The sequence below is a fragment of the Bartonella sp. CR127HXZ genome, from assembly GCF_042194555.1.
In the GTDB taxonomy this organism is placed as follows: Bacteria; Pseudomonadota; Alphaproteobacteria; order Rhizobiales; family Rhizobiaceae; genus Bartonella; species Bartonella grahamii.
In genome coordinates this window covers 46,992-68,337 of sequence record NZ_JBHIMZ010000006.1, presented here as the reverse complement: position 1 = coordinate 68,337, position 21,346 = coordinate 46,992, and the positions used below count along the sequence as shown (strand labels likewise).

Genomic DNA, 21,346 nt, shown 5'->3' with positions numbered 1-21,346 from the left:
ACTCTTTTTAAAAAAATAAAGGATAAAGGATAAAATTTTTCGTGATTGTTAAAACGATGAGAAGGAGGTTTTATTTCGACATTTCTGCGGGGGGGGGAGGGAGAAATGCTAACCCCCTTCTCTGAAAAAGGGTTTATATAATAATTTATTATTTAGCAAGAGCCTCTTTAATCTTTTTTTAATTCTAACGAAAATTTAATCTTAAAATTGCTTTCTGCTTTTTAGGTTTGAGCTCTCTAAAACTTTTCAAAAGGATTTGCTCTTCTTTACTTCCGATCCTTTCATCATAAGGATACAAGACGTCTTCTTTTGTTGAGAGATCAGCGTAAAAAAAGGAAATGGGAACATTGAGAATATCAGCAATTTCTTGTAAACGCCCCGCCCCTATACGATTGGAGCCTTTTTCATATTTTTGGATTTGTTGAAAAGTCACACCTAACTGGCTGCCTAATTTCTTTTGCGACATTCCCAGCATTGTTCTTTTAAAGCGAATTTTTCTGCCTATCGAAATGTCGTTAAAGTGTGGATTTTTAGCTTTCACTTTAAGCTCCCCTGCCGAGTGCGAGCGCCTCTTATGCGTATTCCGGGAGTCAAAAACACTGAATCCGAGTCAGCTTTTTTGGTTTTAGTGCTCATCGCACCTGGACATAGCAAAAACTCCCGGAATCTCGCGATACTTATAAAGCAGGCTAATGTCTCAGCTTGAATTCTCAGGCTTTAGGTTCCACCATTCAACCACACTGTACGACGAGAACCTTGGCTCTTGTTCATAAAATAATTTCAGGAGATCAGCAATAAAAATTAAAACAGTGTTTCTTATCTCATGAGACAATCAAACACAAAATTGCTTTCTGCTTTTTAGGTTTGAGCTCTCTAAAACTTTTCAAAAGGACTTGCTCTTCTTTGCTCGAGATCCTTTCATCATAAGGATACAAGACGTCTTCTTTTGTTGAGAGATCAGCGTAAAAAAAGGAAATGGGAACATTGAGAATATCAGCAATTTCTTGTAAACGCCCCGCCCCTATACGATTGGAGCCTTTTTCATATTTTTGGATTTGTTGAAAAGTCACACCTAACTGGCTGCCTAATTTCTTTTGCGACATTCCCAGCATTGTTCTTTTAAAGCGAATTTTTCTGCCTATCGAAATGTCGTTAAAGTGTGGATTTTTAGCTTTCACTTTAAGCTCCCCTGCCGGTTGCGAGCGCCCTCGCATTGGTATTCCGGGAGTCAAAAACACTGAGTTCAGTCAGCTTTTTTGCTTTTAGTGCTCATCGCACCTGGACATGGCAAAAACTCCCGGAATCCCGGGAAACCCACAAAAGTAGGCTAATCTTATGTACTGAACTTTAGGGGTTTTGAATCCCTCTTGGCCGTTGCGTAGACGACCAAAATTACAGTGTTATTTATAAAATAATTTCATGAAATTAGCAATAAAATTTAAAACAGTCTTTATTTGTATTTTTATCAGAGGCACCCCACCTCTCTTTTTTGATTAAATTATATACGAACGAAATGAGCGCTATTTATTGAAATAAGTATAAGATCATAATCAAGAGAAGCTAGACGTATTAGCTCGTAGTAAAAGCCTTTCATAGACATCATTAGCAAACAAGCAAAGAAATATCATGATGATACCACCAATGACCATTGCTGTTTGGTGTTCATAGGGTGCAACTCTCGCTGTATATCCCCAAAAAAGAAAAAATAGGAATAAAATCAAGCCACCAGCAAAGAAGTTTAAGAAGGCAAAAACTGGTTTACGAATGAATAATAAAATAAGGAAGATTGCGTAAAGCAACTTTTTAACTATCACAGCCAATATTCTACGTATTATCTTGAACACCCCACACATTATAATTGATAAGATACTCTTTTTATGTCTTGATTTTTTTGGTGTTTGTCTTCTTAGCAGAAAGATCGTTTATGACTTTCTCCCATTTTCAAGCCACTGTACTATAAAAATGTACTATAAAAATAATTTATCTCTAATTATATCACCCCAAAATACAATAATGCTTTATTCATTTTAACTAAAAAACAAGTGCTTTATTAAGAAGAAAAGCTATTTTCATTAGCAAGAGCTGTTAAATCCTTACGTCTAAAATAGATAGAGCGTCCACAACGGATAGGTGGTTGCCCTTGCATAAGAATAATCTGTTCGTCTTTTCGCATTTCTTGTGTTATTTCATGTGGATATATTAAGGGTCTTTGTCGCAAACTTAAATGCTCTGTTCCTTCTATACCTGATGTTCCCAGAGTTATGCTTGAATCTTTCACTTCAATGGTCATTTGACCACATGCCTTAGATATATTTTCAGCAGTTTTAATATCTTTTATTGCGGCATAGCTTACAAAAGCACAATTTTTAAACCATGTCATAACGCCTAACGAACCGAAATAGCGTTCTATTTGCTCTACAGACTCGTAAAAAAGCATGAGAGATATGCCATATTTGCGTCCATGATCACGTGCTTCTTCTAAAATGTTCATATATCTTAAAAGATCAGCATTATCTAAAATAAAGAGCGCTCTTTTTGCATAATTACCATTAGCAGCTTCCATAGCTCTGAGAAAAGAGCCAACAAGGACACGCCCAACACCTGGATAAGATTTTAAAATTTTTGAGGGGATATTTAAAAAAACATCGATATCTCCTTTTGTTATATCATTAGTTTTAAAGTTATAACCACTGATAAGATCTGCATAATTAGAGAGGGAAAGCCATTGTATATCTTTTGCAACAGTAGAATAGACATCTGAGAAAGTTTGTTCAGCCATATTTGTAAACACCCCAAGAGTTTCACGAATAAATTGGGATGGCGATGAAGCCTGTAAGAAACGCAATTTTCCAATCACAGACGGTTCTGGCATTGACATGATCGTATGAAGGGTTTTTAAGTTTTTTTCCTGTAATGTGTATTCATCAGAAAAGACCACATGCGCAAGTATTCCTGTTAACAAATTATGTGCCTGTGATACAAAGAATTGGTCTGTCGAAGTTGATTTGTAGTTTTCAGAAAGAAGGAGTCTAGCAACTTCAACCACACCCGCTTCTCTTTCATAAAGGGGGAGATTTTCATCTAACAGCCAATCTAAAGGATTAAAAGTTTCCGTTGAAGAACTATGGGGGTCAAGAACGTATACTTTTCTTTTAAAATCCTCCCTTGCGTCTTTAACTATTGGAGCGATTTCAGTTGAAGGGTCAAAAACGATCAGTGGACCGGAATATTTGAGACAAGTTGGAATAACATTACTGGTTGTTTTATAACCACCAGAACCAGCAAAAAATAACATATGGGTTGAATCAAAATTGAGTTTGTATGTCAACAATGGCTGGCGACCACCTTTTCCCCATGTTGTTTTGTCTTTAGGATTAAAAGGGACATCTTTAACAATATCTTTGTCGACTCTATAGCGCTCTCCTATGACGACTTCACCATCACGAGGAAAAATCTCTTCAATCTTTTTCATACTCATCCATTGAACACCACCAAAGATCGTATTTTTTGAAATTTTCAAAGGTGAAGCTTTAGGTAATGATAGTTTTATCGTGTAACCAAGGATAACAATGCCAACAATAACACCCCCTAAAACCATCCTATCAAAGAAAGGAAAAACATCCGCCCATGTCATATTATTTTGACCTACATAGGGACTAAGTCTGATATATTCATTTGCACTATAATAAGTTGCAAACAAACCAAAGATGATCATGGACGAAATAATGATATTTTTTCTGGTATGCCTTTTTTGTAATAAGATGAATGAAGAACATGAAAGTGCAATAAGGATTAAAATATCCAGTGGCTTTGATCTTACAAACCAATAAGCATCAGGCGTCGTTCCATTTTCTGTAATGTTATTGATGGTTATATTGACCAAAAAAGCTACAATGATTGAAAAGATGAGTGGCAATGCTAAAAATATAATCTGTTTTTTGTCTAATTTATTGACCATTTTCCCCCCTGCATACCAGAAAAAGCTTCTCTTCCTATTTTTTTCGAAATTTTTGAATTTTTATCAAGTTTTGAAACGTAAAGCAAACCATCTTAAGATGAAAGACTTATCTGCCTCTCTAAGACGGGCTTTTATAAAAAGCTCCCCTAAACTAATTTTTTCAAGAATTTTTCCAAAGTTTCCTTGATGCTTCACGCGCTATTTAAATTTCTTACTTAACTCTTTTACGACACTGTATACGCTTCTTAACAGAAAAAAAAACAATAACAATACGCATTAGTTTTCACTGAAAAAAAGCGCGGTTTATCATATTTTTCCGTAAAACATTATTGTTTAGAGCGGTGATATAAGGCATGTAAAACTTTCCATATTAAGTGTTTTTAGAGTGTGTAATAAATGGGCATGGCTTGCCCCGTAGAGCCTTTTTAAAGTGAACCACATGAGTGGTTAGGAGTAGGTCACCCCCCCCCCGCCAACAGAAGCCGGACTGTTTACAGAGCAGCCCTTAAGTCAGGAATATGCATCCTTTAGAGCGTAGAGCGGGAGGAAATCAAACACAAAATTGCTTTCTGCTTTTTAGGTTTGAGCTCTCTAAAACTTTTCAAAAGGATTTGCTCTTCTTTACTTCCGATCCTTTCATCATAAGGATACAAGACGTTTTCTTTTGTTGAGAGATCAGCGTAAAAAAAGGAAATGGGAACATTGAGAATATCTGCAATTTCTTGTAAACGCCCCGCCCCTATACGATTAGAGCCTTTTTCATATTTTTGGATTTGTTGAAAAGTCACACCTAACTGGCTGCCTAATTGCTTTTGCGACATCCCCAGCATTGTTCTTTTAAAGCGAATTTTTCTGCCTATCGAAATGTCGTTAAAGTGTGGATTTTTAGCTTTCACTTCAAGCTCCCCTGCCGGTTGCGAGCGCCCTCGCATTGGTATTCCGGGAGTTGAAAGAGCTGAAACTTGACTCAGCCTTTTGCTTTTAGTGCTAAAGAGCACCTGGACATAACAAAAGCTCCCGGAAATCCGGGATATCCATAAAGCTGGATAAATACGTGTCTCAAGTTTCGGGTCTTTCATTCCCTGTTGGCCGTTGCGTAGACGACCAAAACATTCTCTTACCAATAAAGCAATTTCAGGAAATTTACAATAAAATTTAAAACAGTCTTTATTTTATGAGCTCCACCCCCGCCTCTCAAATGCTTATGCCCGCTCGTAAAAACTCCAAAACCATGAGATAAAACCCACTTTTATTGAGAGGACTAATAACCCTTTATTTTTGAGATCAAGCCTCCCAAAAGCACACCTAACAACATATAGCCCCCTCCCAAAGCCATTTTTGAGAGACATCTTACAGATTTACACTGTGATGCGTTGGATTTTTGCGCCAAATCGGACTAATTTTTCCTCCAATCTCTCAAATCCACGATCAAGATGATAGACACGATTGACGATTGTTTCTCCCTTTGCTGCCAATGTAACAAGATAAGAGGGCTGCAATCACAAGAGAAACAAAAAGCGCGCAAATCCGTCGCCATGGTGAGGCCCCCCTTGCAAATTCTCTGTTTTATGAGATGCGCTACCCTCTAATCCATAGCGCTTTATCGGCGCCCCATTAACAATGCCATCCTCAGCTTTTAAAGAATGAAGATACTTTTTTGTTATGATTGTCTTTTATAGGTTTTCCATATTCGTTTTTTCATCAATTAAAGAGATTACATTGCCCTTTTCATCAGTACCCGTGCCCAAGAGTTCTACTAAACTTCCGTGGATTGCGAGATTCTAAAGGATTACACTCCGGATTCTTGTCATGTACTATACACCATTCTATATAAGCAGGGTCATTCTGAAAATCTTCTGAAGCACCATAAAGAACTTTTTTTTCAAGTTGATTTACACCAGACTTTTTCCATGTACCTGCAATGGTTTGAGGCAATTGAGCTTGATAACATCCAATCATAATCAATAAAGCACTCAATAATTTAAAAGTCTGCTTCATTTCATTTTCCTTGAATAATTATAAACACTATAAAATACATAGATTATTTTATTATCATATTTTTATATTAAAAAACAATAAATATTGTGAACGTTTACTATCATTTTGAATTATTTTCTTTGGCAATGATAATACAAATAACACAAATACAAAAGAAACAAAAAGCGCGCAAATCCGTCGCCATGATGAGGCCCCCCTTGCAAATTCTCTGTTCCATGAGATGCGTTGCCCTCTCGCCCATCAAGCTTTCTAGACGCCCTCAAACGATTGAGTTCTTGAACATGCATAAAACGATTTTCGAAAATCTCGTCTCTGTAATATGCGCGGTTCCCTCAACCCCGTGTTATGAGCGCCATAAACGACATTTAGACAATGATACAAATCTTTTTTTGTTTTATGAGCTCCACCCGCCTCTCAAACACTTATGCCCGCTCGTAAAAACTCCAAAACCATGAGATAAACCCCACGTTTATTGAGAGGATTAACAAACCTTGTTTTCTGAGATTAAGCCCCCCGAAGAGAGAGATTAAAGAATACACTCAAAGGGAATTACACTGTGATACGTTGGATTTTTGCGCCACAACGGACTAATTTTTCCTCTAATCTCTCAAATCCACGATCAAGATGATAGACACGATTGACGATTGTTTCTCCCTTTGCTGCCAATGCTGCAATCACAAGAGAAACAGAAGCGCGCAAATCCGTCGCCATGACAGGAGCCCCTTGCAAATTCTCTGTTCCATAGACAGTTGCTGTCTGCCCATCAAGCTTTATCGAGGCCCCTAAACGATTGAGTTCTTGAACATGCATAAAACGATTTTCGAAAATCGTCTCTGTAATATGCGAGATTCCTTCAGCCCGTGTCATGAGCGCCATGAATTGCGCTTGGAGATCGGTTGGAAAAGCAGGATAAGGTCCTGTTTTAATATCAACAGGCATAATTTTTGTGTTCTTTGGATTTCGCTTAACATGAATTCCTTGAGGTTCTATTTGAATCTCGAGTCCTGTTTTTTGAAGTACCTTAAGCACTTTTGTAAGATGATTAGGATTTGCATTTTTAAGAAAGACATCGCCTCCTGTCATAGCAACAGCCATTGCATATGTCCCCGCTTCGATTCGATCAGCAATGACGCGTATTTTTGTTCCTTTAAGTTTTTTAACCCCTTCAATTGTAAGCGTTGTTGTTCCTTCACCAGTTATTTGAGCCCCCATAGCATTCAGAGTTCGAATAAGGTTTGCCACTTCTGGTTCACAAGCCGCATTCTCAAGAAAGGTTGTTCCCTCTGCCAATGTCGCCGCCATAAGCATTACATGGGTTCCACCAACTGTGACTTTAGGGAAACGATAGTGAGCACCTTTTAACCCCCTTGGTGCTTTTGCATGAACATATCCATTTTCGATCGTAATCTGTGCGCCTAAAGTTTTGAGTCCCTCAAGGATAAAATCGACAGGTCTTGTTCCGATAGCACATCCTCCAGGAAGCGACACATAAGCCTCTAAGCATCGTGCAAGGAGAGGTCCGATAACCCAAAAGCTTGCGCGCATTTTTTTCACCAGTTCGTACGGCGCACGTGTTGTCGCTATTTTTTGCGCAGTAAAATGAATTGTTCTTGAATTCACACACTCATCGTTAAACTCTTGTCCATCAACAGCATACCCAACACCATGATTATTGAGAATACGAATAAGCAGTTCGACATCGGCCAGATGAGGGATATTTTCTAAAGTGAGCGTTTCTTCTGTCAAAAGCGCCGCAATCATAAGAGGCAATGCAGCGTTTTTTGCCCCTGATATAGGAATGGTTCCTTTAAGCTTTTTCCCCCCAACAATTTGAATAGAATCCATAGTGTTTTCCCTCTTTTCCTTTGTGCCTGCCCTTCCAAAGGTTTTCCCCCTTCGAGAAGTTATGCTTTATTAATCGTTTTAGAACGCATTCTAAATATGAGAACAAATTATTGAGAAGTTTAGTTGCAAAGCTTCACTAAAAAACATTTTTTTGCATTTTAGAGCTCTGTTTGCGCTCTTTGTCGGCTTTGCTCTTTTCGACGTTTCAGGTTTTGACGCAATTGTTGCGCCAATCTTTCTTGACGCCGTTTTGCTTTTTCATTTTGATGATTCATTTCATTTTGTTTTTGTTTTTGATGCATTTGTGTCATTGCGCAACCTTTTAAACAGTGTTGAGCTTCTATCCAAGCAACTCATAACCTTAAATATTTAAGCATATAAGAAACATATGTCATGACATAAGATACGTTTTCTTGCAAGAATATACAAATGTTCTCTTGCCTATTTTCTGACAATATGGCACAAGACAGCGCAAAGATTGAAAAGGGGCTGCGGTAGCTCAGTGGTAGAGCACTCCCTTGGTAAGGGAGAGGTCGAGAGTTCAATCCTCTCTCGCAGCACCATTTTATTCTTCTTTTGTTTATTCTTCTCCTACCCCTCTCCTCTTTTCTATAAGCATCAATCACCTCCATTGATCCTCCATCAACGAAAGTATCATGCGCAGCATTCTCTCCCCAGTGAGAAAGGCTCTTGCCTTATTTATTAGTGCCTCCCTAACACTCAACATCTAACACTCAACATAAAAGCAGCTAAAACCCACGCCCCCATACGTCTCCTGTCTCACTTCCCCAACACGCCTCCCACAGTTCCTCATGCATAGGCTCTTCATACCTCTCTTTCCCTATACCGACTAAAACAGATAGCCCCCAAAAAACAAAAGCATAACGCGCACCATTGTCATCGCAATAAAGAAGCATTTGCCCTTTCATGAGTAAAATAATATCTCCCCTTAACACTCAACACAAAAGCTCCCAGCCCCCCCTTCTGTCCCAATACGTCTAAACAAACTTTAACGCTCCCACTTCGCCTTCAAACATCTCCTTCCATTTCCCAACAAGTTTTCACATTCACTCCAAATCCCCTGCGCTTCCTGTGCCCCCTACTTGCCGCTCTCCTCAAACACCCCACTTGCTTTTCCCCCTCTGCTCTTTCCTTTTTATAAAACTTTTCCCCTGCTCAATGCTGTACAGATCCCTTTCTTGCCCGCCTCATTCTTGTTTTGCCCACCAGCAGACGCTTTGCATTCGCTCCCCGCTCTCTGTTTTTCCTTTCCTTCAAAGCAATTTCTGTCCTTATACTAAAACCTGTCTCAACACACTTAATTTGCTGTACCATCTTCTCCAAAGCCTCATTAAAACGGCTAATTTCATTTTCAAGCTTGCAAATATACGCTTCATCACGATAAGCACGTTTAATCAAAGGTGGCATATCAGGCCAATAGAGCATTAAATCCACCCATTCGCGTTGAGAAATCCATAACCCTCCTTGACATTGTGCTTTATGTTCTGCTGGAAAAGTCTTTTGCATAAAATGAGGGATCAAAATTTCAGGTTTTTTTGTTTTTATTTCTAATAAGCCATTTTCTCCCACAAAAGCATCGGGAGAAAATCCTTGTCCGCGATCATCTGCCAAAACAAAGCCAATACATTCAGGTTCTGTATGCGTAAGTTTTGCATAGAGTTGTCGTGCGATTGGTTCTAATTCTGTCCCACGTCGCTGAGAAACCGTTGTTCCTTCCTCAACGGTTTTTCCTGTAATTCTTTCTCCCGCCAATTTCATCATCACACTATGATATCGTGAAGTTTTTTGCCCCTGTTTTTTTTGTGCCATAACCATCTCAAACAAAGAAGCCGTAATCAAACCATTGCGTACTTTCTGCCATTCTTCCGTTCCCTGAATACAATCGATAATGATTGGCATAGTATTTCTCCCCTTCATCTTTAAAGTGTTTTTTGCAATATATCCTCTTTGAAACATTCACATTGTTTAAGCCTGTATCCCTCACACGGACTAAAGGCGACAGCATCCTTCAATGCATCCCTCAAGTATTGTGCCCCTGAAAACAAAAAAGCTGCTGCCCCCCTCAACATCCCCCCGCAAATTTCTCAATCACCCCAATGAAAAACCCAGCCGACAACTTTTCCCCCTCGCAAACCGCCCGTAATTTCTCATCCACAGACTCTTTTCTTCATGCCCCCCTTTCCCATATCGGCTAAAAATTTTCCCCCAAGCTCCCCCCAAGAAGGAAAACATAACACGCATCATGGTCACCGCAATAAAAAAGCATTTGCCCTTTCATGAGTAAAATAATGCCCCCTTAACACTCAATATAAAAGCTCCCAGAACACACGTGTCCCAATACGTCTAAACAAGCTTTAACGGTCTTAATTCCCCCTTCAAACATCTCCTTCCATTTTCCAACATGCTTTACGTATCACTCCAAGCCACTGATAGTTACCTCTCCCCCCAATTTCCTCAATCCCCCCAATGAACCCAGCCGACAGCTTTTCCCCTCACAAACCGCCCGTAATTTCTCATCCATAGGCTCTTTTCTTCATATCCCCTTTCCCATATCGGCTAAAAATTTTCCCCCAAGCTCCCCCCCCAAGAAGGAAAACATAACGCGCATCATGGTCACCGCAATAAAAAAAGCACTTGGGCCCATCATTGCGGCTCCCTTTTTCAATCTAGCTATTGCACGACGGAAAAATCATGGCGGCAATATTCTTCCTCCAATTTTTTTGCCATAAACTGAGCCACCTCTTGCGATATGAAAAGAATAGCGTTGTGTTTTTGTGGTTCGAGTCTGATTAAATTTCGCATATTTCCAGCATAATAAAGTGGAACCCCTTGATAAGAAGTCTTGAGATAACTTGGCATGTTTACCACCAATAATCTGTCAAGACATCACATGGGCGTAAACGATGCTGTTTTTCATAAGAGCCATAGAGATTATCTTCATAATCGCAAGCGGCTCTTTCATTTAAACAAACATGATAAGCTTCACTATTCAAAACGAAGGGCTGCAATGGCGTATTTTCTTCATTCATTTCATGATTTTCGACATAAAAGTCAGCGATTTGTTCCGTAACATCTTCAGCATGAGAAGTTGTCAGATCGAGTCGTAAAACTCTATAAACAGTTTCACATTCTTCAATCAGTTCGAGCACTTCTTCGATTTCATCGATTGGTCCTTCATAAGTATTAGGATTTTCCTCTTCGCATAAAACGATAATGATTTCATCCTCTTTAACGAATGGAATATTTTTCATGATTTCCCCCTTTAGATAGTTGATAAAGCATAGCCTTGTCTTGACAAGACTAAATATAGCGTTAGTCTTATATCCTCTATAGGAGAGATGTCAACCATTTTATCCTTCATAAAAGATATATTTTAAATCTCTGCGGGGTTCAAATGACATATGTAAATAAAAATCTATTATTCTTTGTTCCTCTCATGTCCCTTTGTTGTTCTCTATTTGTTCTTACTCGATTGCAATTATAAACACACTGGAGAGATAAAATGAGTGATATAATATTAATAAAATACTGGAGTCGTCTTGATTCAAAAGCACAGAAGGAACTTATTTTGGAGCTTCGTCAACGGGTCGCCGCAAAAGAGTCAAAATCGCCTGTCTCTCTTGCGGAGAGAGTTTTGAAATAAGCTCTATAAATTCTTTATCTTCAGGGCTAGCCCCTTTACCGTAAAGAATATAATTCATACTGATATTAATTTCGTGACAAATTCGCGAAAGAGATTCGATTGTTGGTTCTTTTCCTTCAGAAAGAATAGAATGAAGGTATCCCGCACCTTTACCAGCAGAGAGGGAGATAGATCTTTTTGACCGCCCACTTTTTTCCAAAGCGATCCTTAATCTTTGACGCCAACCATCGATATTCATAATTTCACCATATAGCGCGTCTTTTACAAAAAACACGTCCTTTTTATAAAATTGGCTTGCATTATCCTCTAAAAAGGATAAAATTAAGGAAACAAATTTTACTTTTTAGGGGGGAAAATTTTTTATTTTTGGATCATAAAAACACTTTAACCACCCCAAAGGATATAAAAGCCACCTCCAAAAGTTGCTGCCCAAAAGCAGATATATTGAAAATGTGTGGTACTCTTTATTTTTTCCATCACCGCAATCTTAAATCGTAAGTTTGCATGCGCTTCAAGCACACCCAATCATTTATAAACGTCGTAAAGAAGCCTCTCGTCATCATCAAACAGAGCCAAACAAAACACAAGCTGAATCCCTATTTGCGCTTTTATCGTCAATAAGAATGTATAAAAAAAAGAAAGTAGACTGCAGTATGAAACACGCTAATCAACAAGAAACTCCTCATTATGAATCGTCCAGGCTTCCGTATGTTTGTTGGTATCAAAATGACTTTCTAGGAGGTGTTCGTGGGATGCGCGCACACGAGATTGGAATCTATACGATTCTTCTCAATGAAATGTATGCACGCGGTCGTCCTCTAGAAATATCGGAAGAACGTTTAGCGCGTCTTTGTGGTTGTGACAAGCGAACTTTTGTTAATGTTTTAGAAATGCTCATCCAAGAGGGTAAGATTTTAAATTTAGCCAATGGATTATGGAACAAGCGTTGCGAAAATGTTTTTCAAGAGCGTGAAAAATTGCTTGAACAAAAATCCTTTGCGGGTCGTTCTTCGGCAAAAAAGCGTAAAAAAATCAATGCTGAGATTCAACAACTGCTTAACGAGAGTACAAAAGATGCTGCACAAAGCTTAGAAGCTCAAAAGACAGAAGAAAAGAAAACACCTCACGGTGTTTTTGAAAAGAAAATTTTGTGTGATGAGATAGAACCTTGTTTTTCCTGCGAAGAAAACTTTGAACAAAGCGATCACCAGTCTCTCTCTTTAGCTCTTGATTCTGCTCTCCCTTCCCCTCCACAAGAAGAAGCGGAGCAAAAAAACGCCTCTCCCCTAAACACTCCACAAGCCGATTTTGCCCCCGCCCCTATTGCGCAAATTGTCATGGGGGAAAAAACAAAATCCGCCACCAATCTCCCACCCAGCAATCTTCCTGTATCCATCCCGCCTTCTTCCAACAAAAAAACCACCGCCTCAGTTGCCAAAGGACACCGTCTTCCTGAACATTGGCAAGCAGACATCAAGGCGGCAGTTTCAGAAGGTTTGAGTGAAAGCCAAGCCTATTGGCAAGAAAAGAAGTTTCGCGACTATTGGCAAGCCAAGAGCGGAAAAGAAGCTCTCAAAGTAGACTGGCAAGCCACATGGCGCAACTGGTTTCGCCGTGAGATCGAACGGCTAGAACAGCAAAAACAGGGAAGCTCCTCATCTTTCATCTCTGAGAACAACGACATGCTTTACCGCAGTTTGATCAACTATAGCGACAATTCTTGACATCACACGAACAACGTATTTTTCAAGCACGCGCGGGGACAAAAAATGTTTCAAAACCATAAAAATAACAACAAAAACAACAATGAAATAAGCTATTCATACAGCAAAACAAGTCAACACCACCCCTACAACTCTCATCACAAAAGTGCTCGCCCTACACACGCCTCATCTCTTGCACGCAAAGGAACACAAACGCTCTCCAGCCTCTGTGTATCCATCCCGCCTTCTTCCAACAAAAAAACCACCGCCTCAGTTGCCAAAGGACACCGTCTTCCATGCACTTGGAAAATAGTTATCAACGCAGCAGTTTCAGAAACTTTCAGCAAAGATCATACCCTTCAAACAACGCTCGTCAGCCTTTCAGCATCCACCCCCTCTTTCTCGAGAAACACCCTTCTTCCAATGACCGCCCTTGCCAAAAAGGGTACCGTCTTCCTGAGCATTAGCAAGCAGACATCAAGGCAGCAGTTTCAGAAGGTTTGAGTGAGAGCCAAGCCCATTGGCAAGCCAAGGAGTTTCGCGACTATTGGCAAGAAAAGAGCGACAAAGAAGCTCTCAAAGTAGACTGGCAAGCCCCATAGCACCACGGATTTCACTATCAGATCGAACGGCTAGAACAGCAAAAGAGAGTCCTCATCTCCTAAATCTTGAGAAAAACAGCAATAATATCACGAATGACCATGAGCACAATTTTTGAAATCAAACAAAAACTTATCTCACAAGCAGATAGAATAGCAGAAATGCTTCTTCCCCAAGGGCACAAACGAGGCAACAATTGGATTGTAGGCAACACACGTGGTGAAGCTGGTCAAAGTTTATCAATTTGCTTGAGTGGCAGTAAAGCAGGACTTTGGTATGATTTTGCAGAAGGCACTGGAGGAGATCTTTTAGACCTTTGGTGTGAAGTCAAAGGCATTAGCCTCTCTCAAGCATTAGAAGAAGCACGCGCAACTCTCAATCTGACACGCCCAAAACCCTTTATGGTCCCTCATCGTTCCTATCGCCGTCCACCGGTTCCTACAGGGCAGACCCCGCAGAATCTCGTAAAAAACTATCTCCACAAAGAACGCCACATTCCTCTAGAGGTTATAAAGCGTTACCGCATAGGAGAAAATGGTGAAAAAATCATTTTCCCCTTTTATAAACCCGATGGCACCCTTGCTCTAGTTAAAGAACGGTTCGCGCAAGCAGGAGCAAAAAGCAAACCAACAGCCTCTCAATGTGAACCGATTTTGTTTGGTTGGCAAGCCCTTTGCCCCCCCCAAAACACCCCCTCAACAAACCCCGCCTCCACACATGCATCCCAAAACACACCCTCAACCAACCCCACCTCTACACACGCATCCCAAAATACACCCTCAACCAACCCCGCCTCTACACACGCATCTCGAAATACACCCTCAACCAACCCCACCTCTACACACGCATCCCAAAACACCGCCTCAGCCCACCCCGCCTCCACGCACACGGCCCAACAGGCAACCCAGCACGCGCCGTTTCCCACTTTTTCTTCAACAAACCGTACAATTGTTATCACTGAAGGAGAAATTGATGCACTTTCCTTAGCTGCCTATGGATATCCGGCGGTTTCTGTTCCCTTTGGGGGAGGAAGTGGAGGCAAACACAACTGGATTGAAAATGAATTTGATCATTTAGAATCTTTTGAAACGATTTTTTTAGCCACAGATATGGACCAGCCCGGAGAAGAAGCAGCCCTCGAGATTGCCAGCAGGCTTGGACGCCACCGTTGCTACCGTGTACGTTTACCCCTTAAAGATGCCAATGATTGTTTAACCGCAGGGATTGATAAAGCCACCATAAAAGCCGCCTTTTCCTCAGCACAAAGCTTTGCACCAGAAGGTTTACGGCGCGCCTCAGACTATAAAGATCAAGTGATTGGGCTTTTTTGGCCAGAGCCTGAAAAACATCTTGGTTATACGGTTCCCTATCCTAAACTGAAGGACAAATTGCATTTCCGCCCAGCAGAATTAACGCTTTGGAGTGGTGCCAGTGGTGCAGGAAAAAGCCAATTGTTATCAGACTGTATTCCCCATTGGATTGCGCAAAAAAGTCGCCTTTGCTTAGCCTCTCTAGAAATGAAAGGAGAACAATCTTTACGGCGCTTAACCAAACAAACAGGCGGCTTAGAAAAGCCTACAAAAGAGACGATTGAACGGATTCTTCATTTTTTAGACGATGGGCTTATTCTTTATGAACATGTTGGCAAATCAAGCGTTGACACCTTGCTTGATGTCTTTGATTATTGTCGTGCGCGCTATGGCTGCGATCAATTTATCATCGACAGTCTCATGCGGCTTGGCATTGCCTCTGATGATTATGCAAGACAAGAACAAGCCGTTTATAAAATGGTTGATTGGGCTGTTTTAAACAGTGTACACATTCATCTTGTAGCCCATGCCCGCAAAGGCGGTCTGGATAAAGATATCCCCAGCACAGAAGACATTAAAGGTGCCTCAGAAATTGGCGCCAATGCCTTTAATATCATCACCATTTGGCGCAATCGATCGTTAGAAGACAAAATCTTTGCCGCCTCTCTAGCACAAGAAAAAGCAGATTTAGCCAAACGCCCTGGCGTCATTATGAATATTGCCAAACAACGTTCTGGTGATTTTGAAGGCAAAATAGGGCTTTGGTTTGATCCTCAAACCTACCGCTATCGCTGTTCTTTTGAACAATCATTCCCTCGACGTTATCTGTAATGCTCCATAAACCCCACTCTCTTTAAAAACGCCTCCGCCTTCACACGCGCACGCCTTGCTCCCACAGAAACAACAGGAAGGATAAATCCACAAATGATAAAAAACACCCAATCCTTCGAGAACCAAAGCCAGCCCAACCCCATATTCTCTGCTCCCAAACGCAAACAAAAAAAGATCGCTCCAACAACGGCGCAAAACACCAGCCCCTTCAATAGCCACAAACAACGCGTCAGCACCCCATCTTGCCGCCCCCTCATATGCAAAATCAAGAACCACTCCAACACTATAGCAAACACGATCCCTATCAAGGACAGGAGTCCCCACGGTATATCCATACTCTCCATCCCCTAAAAGAGCCAAAAAAAAGACGACTCCTAAAATACAGTAAAACAGCACTTCCTTCAAAAAGAGGGAAATACCAAAAATACAATAAAACGCCGCCCGCCACCACGGAATATCGAAGCGCTTGGAAACTTTATAAGTACCAATAACGACAACAATAAAAAGGTAGGAAAACACCAACAACAGCAAAAAAAACAAATCGTTCGACATCACATACCCCTCACAGCAAGCACATTAAAGGTCACACCCATGGAGAAAAAAACACCACCTACCTCAAGAACCAAGCCCCTAGAACACGCGCACGCCTTACACCCTGATAAATCAAAGGAAAAAGAAATCCAAAAATGAATAAAAACACCCAATCCTTCGAGAACCAAAGCCAGCTCAACCCTAGATTCTCTGCTCCTTCACGAGTAAAAAAAAGGATTAGTGCCAAAATGCAGCAAAACAGCACAAAATTCAAAGAACGCAACAACCTCTGTAACACCGTATCACTTTGCTCGCGTATAAAGAACCCCAAGAGCACTTTCAACAATACAGACAAGAGCAATCCCTTTAAGAATACCGCCCTTATGCTATCCATATCTCTGACGCCCACAGCAGCAAACCACAGGATAAAGCCCATAAGGCAACAAAACATGACCGCCTTTAAGAACACTTGCCCCGCCACAGGCATACTCTTGACGCCCAGATGCACCAAACCAAGGACAATTGCAAAAATGCAAGAAAACACCGCCCCCTTCAACAACAGCTCCCCGTCAACAGCGCGCCTGCCCACGCCCACATAAATAAAACCAAGGTAGGTGGCAACAATGCCATAAAGCACCACCCACCTCCAAAACATCCACCCTGTAACAGAGCGACGCTTTGCTCCCTCATAAATAAAAATCAAGGCCAGAGCAAAAAAGCAGAAAAAAACCAACAACAGCCAAAACATCACATCGTTCGACATCAAATACCCCTCACAGTAATAACATCAAAGATCACGCCCGTAGGGAAGAGAAACGCTCATTCTTTTTAAGCCCCCCAACAGTACACGCACACACCGTACCCCCTCCAGAGCAAAAAAAGGAACAAGTCCAATAGTGCCCGCAAACACCCCATTGTTCGAGATCACAAACCAGCGAACCCCCATATGCTTGGCCCCATTATGCGCCAATCCAACAACAGCTCCAACAACGCAGGAAAACACCGCTAACTTCAAAAAAGACACCCCACGCGATATCCATTTACCCCGCACCCTCATAAGCAAAACCAAGGACAGCCCCAGCAATGCAACAAACACTGCTCCCATCACTAAAAATTCCCACGATATATCAAAACGCTTCACTCCCTTATAAGCAAAGCCAAGAACCACTACAGCAATGGTGCAAAACACCACAGCCTTGAAAAACACGCCCCACGATACAGTCCTACGGTCTGCTCCCACAACAATAAAACAAAAGGTCGCTCCAGCAATGCAAGAAAGTTCCACCCCCTGCCAAAACACCTCCCACGTAATAACCGGTCGCCCCGCATCCTCATAAGCAAAACCAAGGACCAAGCCAATAACGCAGAAAAACGCCAGCCCCTTCAAAAACATGTCCCGCGCAACCACCATATGCCCCGCTCCTTTATTAAGTAAAAATCAGAGACCATGCCCAAAATGCAGCAAAAGATCAATCCTTTTCAAAGAATGAAAGCCTAAACCCAAAACGCCTTGCCCCACGATAAATAAGCCCAAGGACAAGACCAAAGACAACGCCAAAAGAATGTTAAACACCCACCTGTTTGAGAACCACACCCAAGTCAAACCAAAAAGCTCAGCTTGCGCATAAATAAAATCAATGACAGCAGCAAAAATGAAGCTCAACAACAACATCTTGAAGAACAAACCCTGATTTACACCACGCCGCTGCATTACTTCATAACCCAACATAAGGAAAATGCCAGGAGTGCCATAAAATACCACAGCCCGTAAAAATACGCCCCACGTCATCCCCAACGCCTTCATTTCCATATAAACAGACACAAAGACAACAACCACAATGCAGAAAAATACTAGTCTTTTCAAAGACAAAGCACCGCGCAACATCATTCCACTCCCCCATCAAGCCATTCAAGGAAAATCCACCATGCAACAAAACACCCCTCTTTTCAAGAGTCAAATCCATGGGGCTCCCCCACACAAACGCAACAGTCCAAGTCACCCCCAAGAGCGCACAACCCTCACGCACACTCCAACACATGTCTTCCTCTAATCCCCCTGTTTTGCCTAGAGCAAGCAACATTTTTTAAAAACGAGAAGCAAACGATAATTTTTAAGGAGATGATATGACCCATCAAGAGAGAAAAAATACGCAAACCTGCCCGCTTGACCATCAAGATAAAGGAAGGCACATTGGTCATTTAAAGGCGCAAGAAATCCCTGTTGAAACGAGCAATCCTTATTTTCAATCCAATCATCCAGAAAACTCCAGCAATCCGCGTACCATCAATGCCATTGCCAATGCACAAAGCCATCCCATTGCACTTTTATATGCCAAAGGACATCTCAGCAAAGCCCAATATAAAGCGGCAGAACGTTTTTATTTTTACTGGCGTCAAAGTCAAGCCGATCTCCACATGAGCCTTGACTACACCCGTGAAAAGGTTTCCTGTAGCCAAGGGTACACACACCCCATTGAACGTCAAATAGAAGCATCCAATCATTTAAAAACAATCAAAGTTCAACTGGGTATTCTTGGCTATTCACTGCTTGAACGCGTTATCGGCTATGGACAAGCAATCAAAGAATTAAGTTCTTCAAAACGCAAACAAAATTCCCTTGCCGATCATTTACGAGATTGTTTAGACTTGTTAGCATTTCATTGGGGATATGCAAACCATAAACATTCTGAATAATCCCCCTCCTCGCCATTCTAAGCTACCTCCCATGTTGCTGCCCCCTCTAAAGCCCCCCACACGGGCTCAACCATCCAGAAGCTCCCCCCCAACCTCTTCCATCCCCTCGCCCCCCAAAGAATGCAGCTTCATAAAACCCTTGTGCTCAAGATACACTCCGCACCCTTAAAAACAAAAATCCTTCCCCCACACCAGTCCTGTAATCATGGGGTGCTTTTACGTTTATTCGTTTTTTATTGAAGAATACGTTTTGTTTAAGATGCTTGCATGCATCATAACAGCTTTAAATACAGTTTAATTGTTTAATTAATATCGAATCTCAAAATAAATATTCAATTGAAAAAAGTATTCATTAATTTTTAATGCAAAATGACATAATCTTCTTTTTTGTAAAAAGTATTTTTTATATTGATATCTTTTCAATTCTCTGCTAATTATAGCGTAATAGTTTTGTAAGTATGAATTTGTGGATTGAATACAGTCTTTTGAGTTCATTTTTTTAACATGTCCTACTAGCCAATGTTAAAATTCTCCTGCTTTTAGTCCTCTGATTACAACAGGGGACTTTTTTTTACGACTGTACTTTTTTATAACTGTATTGTCTTAAATCACTCTCTTATGAGCTTTGTTATATTCCTCCATAAAATCTCCCCGCAAAATGGATCATTCTTTTGTCAAATTGGCTTGCGTTCCATCCTCAAAGAACAAAGCTTTTTAACCCAATCTGATCTACAAACAGCTTGGATAGACTTCACTCTTGATTTTCCATTCAGGGTTTTCAGCTAAACTCAAGGTGCGACAAAACAAGCTCTGCCCTAAAAATCCACCGCACCCTTAAAAAAACACTTCAATATATCCAAGGCGGCTGGCTCTCATATCACCAAACCGCAAATGACAGTGTTTTACGACATAACAGAATGACTTATATTTAATGACTTTCTTTATCCTGTACCCCACCAAAAGGTTGATGTATCACGACACCATATTGATTTATAATTATAATCACCCGTTCTTCATATTAAAATAAGAGACCCGAATATCATAGGGGTTCTCTCATTTTAAATTTATTTCAGGTTGCAAGAATCAACGCCATGTCTTTTGCACATTACCAACATGAGAGACATATGAAATAAAACACTTCAAAGATAAAGAATCAAAATGCCTCTTATAAACACGCTCAAGCACTAAAGGCTGTCATCACATTAGACGCTAGAATAGTATGATAGTGCTGGCTTTCCCCTTATGAGATTTTAAAGAAGGGCTTCTCCACTTCACGAGAGATTTCCCCATTATCCCATTTACCAACATCCCCATTCACCAACATTATTGTGAGATAAGACAACATGATGTTTTTTAAATAAGGACGTAAATGTGCAACACAAATATATTCTGTTTAGAACATTCTGTTTTACGTAAGGCGCGTAAAACCCCATTAAAAAACTGGTATCCCCACGAGAAAAAATCTAAAGCGTGAGGATAAAAACATAAAGCAAGCGTGATTCCATTCAGTTATTGCTCTTTAACCGTCAAACCGCATAAAACATAGATCCGGAAAGACGGAGGGAAGCTTTATCCATAGCACTTCATATTCTTCTCAAATATGTTGATCTTCCTGCTTTAAAAGATAAACTAAAAATATATACAACATCTCTCCTAACACCCCCCTCTTTCTAGCATCCCTCAAGAATCAAACGTTATACAGCTCATTTTGTCATATTATAAAGCACTGTTATTTTAAGGCGGTGTTGAAACAGTTAAAATAATTAAAGTGTTTAGCCAACGCCATTAGCGAAGCAAAAAAACAAACTGTTGAAAAGCAGTGTAAATCTTGTGTAAACATAAAAAAAACAAGAAAAAGGCACAAAAATATCTTAATTATTATAAAAATACTCAGCGTCTTTTACGATTGTATTGACGAACAACCCTGATCACATAATCATCTTAAATGTTGAGAATAAAGAATGAATAGCCCTAACAAATACAGCAACCTATCAATAAAAATATAAAAACAAATCTTTTGGCTATCCCTGTTTTTTACGGAATATGCCTTTCCCTTTGGATACTGCTCACTCTCATGAAGCAGCATCCAAACTGTAGAGGATGCACTCCAGCCCTCAAAAGAGTGCACCCTTCCCCTCAACGGATACTGCTCAACCCTGATAAAGCAGCATCCAAACTGTAGAGGATGCACTCCAGCCCTCAAAAGAGTGCA

Annotated in this window: 21 protein-coding genes, 1 tRNA gene and 1 pseudogene; 4 read left to right on the top strand and 19 right to left on the bottom strand. The window is 40.6% G+C overall.

Annotation, left to right across the window (positions count from 1 at the left end):
• Positions 1 to 184: 184 nt before the first annotated feature.
• The 8 genes and pseudogenes from ACFIKY_RS04965 to ACFIKY_RS04935 form a co-directional block, all read right to left on the bottom strand.
• Positions 185 to 541, bottom strand: coding sequence for a helix-turn-helix domain-containing protein (locus tag ACFIKY_RS04965; protein WP_375661490.1), 357 nt, complete (start codon positions 539 to 541; stop codon positions 185 to 187).
• Positions 542 to 821: 280 nt separating this feature from the next.
• A complete protein-coding gene (locus ACFIKY_RS04960) occupies positions 822 to 1,178 on the bottom strand; it encodes a helix-turn-helix domain-containing protein (protein WP_375661489.1) in 357 nt (118 codons plus the stop codon).
• A gap of 872 nt (positions 1,179 to 2,050) precedes the next feature.
• Positions 2,051 to 3,958 (bottom strand): Ti-type conjugative transfer system protein TraG, encoded by a 1,908-nt coding sequence (gene traG, locus ACFIKY_RS04955; RefSeq protein ID WP_375661488.1) that lies wholly within the window; start codon positions 3,956 to 3,958, stop codon positions 2,051 to 2,053.
• Positions 3,959 to 4,485: 527 nt separating this feature from the next.
• On the bottom strand, positions 4,486 to 4,956 hold the full coding sequence (locus ACFIKY_RS04950; RefSeq protein WP_375661509.1) for a helix-turn-helix domain-containing protein: 471 nt from the start codon (positions 4,954 to 4,956) through the stop codon (positions 4,486 to 4,488).
• 733 nt (positions 4,957 to 5,689) lie between these two features.
• The gene (locus tag ACFIKY_RS04945; protein WP_375635614.1) at positions 5,690 to 5,956 is read right to left on the bottom strand and encodes a hypothetical protein; all 267 of its coding nucleotides are present in this window, start codon (positions 5,954 to 5,956) and stop codon (positions 5,690 to 5,692) included.
• Between the two features lie 163 nt (positions 5,957 to 6,119).
• Positions 6,120 to 6,315: pseudogene (locus ACFIKY_RS09395) on the bottom strand (UDP-N-acetylglucosamine 1-carboxyvinyltransferase); the annotation flags it as partial.
• A gap of 190 nt (positions 6,316 to 6,505) precedes the next feature.
• Entirely contained in the window at positions 6,506 to 7,801 is a 1,296-nt protein-coding gene (murA, locus tag ACFIKY_RS04940) for a UDP-N-acetylglucosamine 1-carboxyvinyltransferase (protein ID WP_375635613.1), read from the bottom strand.
• 158 nt (positions 7,802 to 7,959) lie between these two features.
• The gene (locus ACFIKY_RS04935) at positions 7,960 to 8,112 is read right to left on the bottom strand and encodes a hypothetical protein (RefSeq protein WP_375635612.1); all 153 of its coding nucleotides are present in this window, start codon (positions 8,110 to 8,112) and stop codon (positions 7,960 to 7,962) included.
• Positions 8,113 to 8,289: 177 nt separating this feature from the next.
• Here ACFIKY_RS04935 and ACFIKY_RS04930 point away from each other — a divergent pair.
• A tRNA-Thr gene (locus ACFIKY_RS04930) sits at positions 8,290 to 8,364 on the top strand.
• 186 nt (positions 8,365 to 8,550) lie between these two features.
• Here ACFIKY_RS04930 and ACFIKY_RS04925 read toward each other — a convergent pair.
• The 5 genes from ACFIKY_RS04925 to ACFIKY_RS04905 form a co-directional block, all read right to left on the bottom strand.
• Complete coding sequence (locus ACFIKY_RS04925) at positions 8,551 to 8,730, bottom strand: hypothetical protein (protein ID WP_375661487.1); 180 nt, start codon at positions 8,728 to 8,730, stop codon at positions 8,551 to 8,553.
• A 247-nt stretch (positions 8,731 to 8,977) separates the two neighbouring features.
• Positions 8,978 to 9,721, bottom strand: a complete 744-nt coding sequence (locus tag ACFIKY_RS04920) for a YqaJ viral recombinase family protein (protein WP_375647299.1) — start codon at positions 9,719 to 9,721, stop codon at positions 8,978 to 8,980.
• Positions 9,722 to 10,492: 771 nt separating this feature from the next.
• Entirely contained in the window at positions 10,493 to 10,681 is a 189-nt protein-coding gene (locus ACFIKY_RS04915) for a hypothetical protein (RefSeq protein WP_375635610.1), read from the bottom strand.
• Positions 10,682 to 10,683: 2 nt separating this feature from the next.
• Positions 10,684 to 11,073: a hypothetical protein gene (locus tag ACFIKY_RS04910; RefSeq protein ID WP_015856872.1), complete on the bottom strand. Its 390-nt coding sequence runs from the start codon at positions 11,071 to 11,073 to the stop codon at positions 10,684 to 10,686.
• A gap of 312 nt (positions 11,074 to 11,385) precedes the next feature.
• Positions 11,386 to 11,703 carry a transcriptional regulator gene (locus tag ACFIKY_RS04905; RefSeq protein WP_015857134.1) on the bottom strand — a complete coding sequence of 106 codons (318 nt, stop codon included), beginning with the start codon at positions 11,701 to 11,703 and terminating at the stop codon, positions 11,386 to 11,388.
• Between the two features lie 415 nt (positions 11,704 to 12,118).
• Between ACFIKY_RS04905 and ACFIKY_RS04900 the strand changes: the two genes are divergently transcribed.
• The gene (locus ACFIKY_RS04900) at positions 12,119 to 13,189 is read left to right on the top strand and encodes a YdaU family protein (RefSeq protein ID WP_375635609.1); all 1,071 of its coding nucleotides are present in this window, start codon (positions 12,119 to 12,121) and stop codon (positions 13,187 to 13,189) included.
• Positions 13,190 to 13,326: 137 nt separating this feature from the next.
• On the opposite strand, the gene ACFIKY_RS04895 is transcribed toward ACFIKY_RS04900, so the two are convergent.
• Positions 13,327 to 13,515, bottom strand: coding sequence for a hypothetical protein (locus ACFIKY_RS04895; protein WP_375647332.1), 189 nt, complete (start codon positions 13,513 to 13,515; stop codon positions 13,327 to 13,329).
• A 354-nt stretch (positions 13,516 to 13,869) separates the two neighbouring features.
• On the opposite strand from ACFIKY_RS04895, the gene ACFIKY_RS04890 reads away from it, so the two are divergent.
• Positions 13,870 to 15,909 carry a toprim domain-containing protein gene (locus tag ACFIKY_RS04890; protein ID WP_375661486.1) on the top strand — a complete coding sequence of 680 codons (2,040 nt, stop codon included), beginning with the start codon at positions 13,870 to 13,872 and terminating at the stop codon, positions 15,907 to 15,909.
• Here the strand turns inward: ACFIKY_RS04890 and ACFIKY_RS04885 are convergent.
• The 5 genes from ACFIKY_RS04885 to ACFIKY_RS04865 are packed head-to-tail and all read right to left on the bottom strand — an operon-like array spanning position 15,886 to position 18,479.
• Complete coding sequence (locus tag ACFIKY_RS04885; protein WP_375661485.1) at positions 15,886 to 16,461, bottom strand: hypothetical protein; 576 nt, start codon at positions 16,459 to 16,461, stop codon at positions 15,886 to 15,888. The genes ACFIKY_RS04890 and ACFIKY_RS04885 overlap by 24 nt on opposite strands.
• A 58-nt stretch (positions 16,462 to 16,519) precedes the next feature.
• Positions 16,520 to 17,203: a hypothetical protein gene (locus ACFIKY_RS04880; RefSeq protein ID WP_375661484.1), complete on the bottom strand. Its 684-nt coding sequence runs from the start codon at positions 17,201 to 17,203 to the stop codon at positions 16,520 to 16,522.
• Positions 17,204 to 17,227: 24 nt separating this feature from the next.
• Positions 17,228 to 17,851 (bottom strand): hypothetical protein, encoded by a 624-nt coding sequence (locus tag ACFIKY_RS04875; RefSeq protein ID WP_375661483.1) that lies wholly within the window; start codon positions 17,849 to 17,851, stop codon positions 17,228 to 17,230.
• Positions 17,852 to 17,878: 27 nt separating this feature from the next.
• Positions 17,879 to 18,229: a hypothetical protein gene (locus ACFIKY_RS04870; protein ID WP_375661482.1), complete on the bottom strand. Its 351-nt coding sequence runs from the start codon at positions 18,227 to 18,229 to the stop codon at positions 17,879 to 17,881.
• Positions 18,156 to 18,479, bottom strand: coding sequence for a hypothetical protein (locus tag ACFIKY_RS04865; protein WP_375661481.1), 324 nt, complete (start codon positions 18,477 to 18,479; stop codon positions 18,156 to 18,158). The genes ACFIKY_RS04870 and ACFIKY_RS04865 overlap by 74 nt, the downstream gene beginning before the upstream one ends.
• A gap of 85 nt (positions 18,480 to 18,564) precedes the next feature.
• Here ACFIKY_RS04865 and ACFIKY_RS04860 point away from each other — a divergent pair, with 85 nt between their 5' ends.
• Positions 18,565 to 19,134 (top strand): hypothetical protein, encoded by a 570-nt coding sequence (locus ACFIKY_RS04860; protein ID WP_375635598.1) that lies wholly within the window; start codon positions 18,565 to 18,567, stop codon positions 19,132 to 19,134.
• The last annotated feature ends 2,212 nt before the right edge of the window (positions 19,135 to 21,346 follow it).

Bases quoted from the DNA above. Each gene is read 5' to 3' on its own strand.
- traG (WP_375661488.1), bottom strand. From the start codon at position 3,958: ATGGTCAATAAATTAGACAAAAAACAGATTATATTTTTAGCATTGCCA.
- ACFIKY_RS04945 (WP_375635614.1), bottom strand. From the start codon at position 5,956: ATGAAGCAGACTTTTAAATTATTGAGTGCTTTATTGATTATGATTGGA.
- murA (WP_375635613.1), bottom strand. From the start codon at position 7,801: ATGGATTCTATTCAAATTGTTGGGGGGAAAAAGCTTAAAGGAACCATT.
- ACFIKY_RS04935 (WP_375635612.1), bottom strand. From the start codon at position 8,112: ATGACACAAATGCATCAAAAACAAAAACAAAATGAAATGAATCATCAA.
- ACFIKY_RS04925 (WP_375661487.1), bottom strand. From the start codon at position 8,730: ATGAAAGGGCAAATGCTTCTTTATTGCGATGACAATGGTGCGCGTTAT.
- ACFIKY_RS04920 (WP_375647299.1), bottom strand. From the start codon at position 9,721: ATGCCAATCATTATCGATTGTATTCAGGGAACGGAAGAATGGCAGAAA.
- ACFIKY_RS04915 (WP_375635610.1), bottom strand. From the start codon at position 10,681: ATGCCAAGTTATCTCAAGACTTCTTATCAAGGGGTTCCACTTTATTAT.
- ACFIKY_RS04910 (WP_015856872.1), bottom strand. From the start codon at position 11,073: ATGAAAAATATTCCATTCGTTAAAGAGGATGAAATCATTATCGTTTTA.
- ACFIKY_RS04905 (WP_015857134.1), bottom strand. From the start codon at position 11,703: ATGAATATCGATGGTTGGCGTCAAAGATTAAGGATCGCTTTGGAAAAA.
- ACFIKY_RS04900 (WP_375635609.1), top strand. From the start codon at position 12,119: ATGAAACACGCTAATCAACAAGAAACTCCTCATTATGAATCGTCCAGG.
- ACFIKY_RS04890 (WP_375661486.1), top strand. From the start codon at position 13,870: ATGAGCACAATTTTTGAAATCAAACAAAAACTTATCTCACAAGCAGAT.
- ACFIKY_RS04885 (WP_375661485.1), bottom strand. From the start codon at position 16,461: ATGTCGAACGATTTGTTTTTTTTGCTGTTGTTGGTGTTTTCCTACCTT.
- ACFIKY_RS04880 (WP_375661484.1), bottom strand. From the start codon at position 17,203: ATGTCGAACGATGTGATGTTTTGGCTGTTGTTGGTTTTTTTCTGCTTT.
- ACFIKY_RS04875 (WP_375661483.1), bottom strand. From the start codon at position 17,851: ATGGTGGTTGCGCGGGACATGTTTTTGAAGGGGCTGGCGTTTTTCTGC.
- ACFIKY_RS04870 (WP_375661482.1), bottom strand. From the start codon at position 18,229: ATGACGTGGGGCGTATTTTTACGGGCTGTGGTATTTTATGGCACTCCT.
- ACFIKY_RS04865 (WP_375661481.1), bottom strand. From the start codon at position 18,479: ATGTGTTGGAGTGTGCGTGAGGGTTGTGCGCTCTTGGGGGTGACTTGG.
- ACFIKY_RS04860 (WP_375635598.1), top strand. From the start codon at position 18,565: ATGACCCATCAAGAGAGAAAAAATACGCAAACCTGCCCGCTTGACCAT.